General features: G+C 67.5%; 3 protein-coding genes. All 3 read left to right on the top strand.

Annotated elements, in window-relative coordinates:
• Window positions 1-4: 4 nt before the first annotated feature.
• Entirely contained in the window at window positions 5-559 is a 555-nt protein-coding gene (scpB, locus tag DSP71_RS10105) for an SMC-Scp complex subunit ScpB (protein ID WP_258546365.1), read from the top strand.
• Between the two features lie 14 nt (window positions 560-573).
• Entirely contained in the window at window positions 574-1,398 is an 825-nt protein-coding gene (locus DSP71_RS10100) for a pseudouridine synthase (RefSeq protein WP_113681022.1), read from the top strand.
• Window positions 1,395-1,604: 3-hydroxyacyl-CoA dehydrogenase NAD-binding domain-containing protein (locus DSP71_RS23525; RefSeq protein WP_258546363.1), on the top strand; the 210-nt coding region annotated here is incomplete at its 3' end. The genes DSP71_RS10100 and DSP71_RS23525, both read left to right, overlap by 4 nt.

Here is a 1,604-nt window from a genome sequence, read left to right as displayed (position 1 = left end):
GGAGATTCCTCTGACCGAGCGGATCGAGGCGATCCTCTTCATCGTGGATGAGCCGATCGGTCTCGTCGCCCTGGCCGCCGCGGTCGGCTCGCCGGTTCCTGCCGTGCGCCAGACCCTGGAGATGCTGGTCGAGGACTACGACGGGCGCGGGAAGGGACCGCGACGCGGTTTCGAGCTTCGGGAGGTCGGCGGCGGGTGGCGTCTCTACGTCAGGGAAGAGCTCGACGACGTGGTGGCGGCATTCATCGGCGGTCAGGCTCCCGCACGTCTCTCGCAGGCCGCCCTGGAGACCCTTGCCGTCATCGCCTACAAGCAGCCGGTCACGCGCAGCCAGGTCGCCTCCATCCGCGCGGTGAACGTAGACTCCGTCGTCCGTACGCTCGTCGCTCGTGGACTGATCACCGAATTGTTCGCAGACTCCGAGACCGGTGCGATCAACTACGGCACCACCGACGCGCTCCTCCAGCATCTGGGCATCAACTCCCTCGACGAGCTGCCCCCGATCTCCCCGCTGCTCGACGATGGCGCAGACGGATTCGACGAAGGGACCATCCGATGACCGGCCACGACGCCATGAACGACGCCTCGAACGCAGCCTCGAACACCGCCTCGAACGATTCCGGGGCTGCACCCGAAGGCGTGCGCCTGCAGAAGGTTCTCGCCGCTGCAGGAGTCGCTTCACGCCGCGTGGTCGAGCAGTACATCACCGAAGGCCGCATCCGCGTCAACGGCATCGTGGTCTCCGAACTCGGGAGACGGATCGACCCGGAGAACGACCTCGTCGACGTTGACGGCACCGCCGTGCAGCTCGACGTCTCGAAGCGCTACGTCATGCTCAACAAGCCCACCGGTGTCGTGAGCAGCATGAAGGACGAGAATGGCCGCCCCGATCTGCGCCGGTTCACCGCCGACTACGAGGAGCGGCTGTACAACGTCGGACGGCTGGATGCCGAGACGAGCGGTCTGCTCATCCTGACCAACGACGGCGCGCTCGCTCATGTGCTGGCGCACCCGTCGTTCGGCGTGACCAAGGTGTACATCGCGAAGGTCGAGGGAACGGTGCTGCCACAGACGATCTCGAAGCTCACCAAGGGCATCGAGCTGGAGGACGGACCGATCGCCGCCGACAAGGCGCGGCTCCTGGACACCTCACGAGGGTCGAGCCTGGTGGAGTTGACACTGCACTCCGGTCGCAACCGCATCGTCCGTCGGATGCTCGCGGCCGTCGGCCACCCGGTCACGGAACTGGTCCGTCGACAGTTCGGTCCGCTCCACCTGGGAACCCTCCCGGCCGGAAAGACGCGGGAACTGAGTAAAATCGAACTCGGCGCGCTTTTGACCCTGTCGCGCCGTGATTCCGGTGTCGCCGAGGCGCCAGGCGAGCAGGAGAGCGAATGACCGATACGACGAGTGCGCCCGCGGGGCGGAGAGCGGGCTTCGTCGCGCCGCGTCTCTCCGGGACCGTCCGCATCGTCGGCGCGGGCCTCCTCGGCGCGAGCATCGGTCATGCCCTCCGTGCGAAGGGCGTCGACGTGGTGCTGTCCGACGCCTCGCCGGCCCAACTGCGCCTCGCGGTCGACTACGGCGCCGGCCGGATCGCGGCG

Source organism: Microbacterium sp. H6 (assembly GCF_003314775.1).
GTDB lineage: Bacteria > Actinomycetota > Actinomycetes > Actinomycetales > Microbacteriaceae > Microbacterium > Microbacterium oxydans.
Note: the sequence above shows the minus strand (reverse complement) of the source record. Positions and strands in the feature narration are given on the sequence as shown.

Excerpts from the sequence above, each read along its gene's own strand:
- DSP71_RS10100 (WP_113681022.1), top strand. The coding sequence starts at position 574 with ATGAACGACGCCTCGAACGCAGCCTCGAACACCGCCTCGAACGATTCC.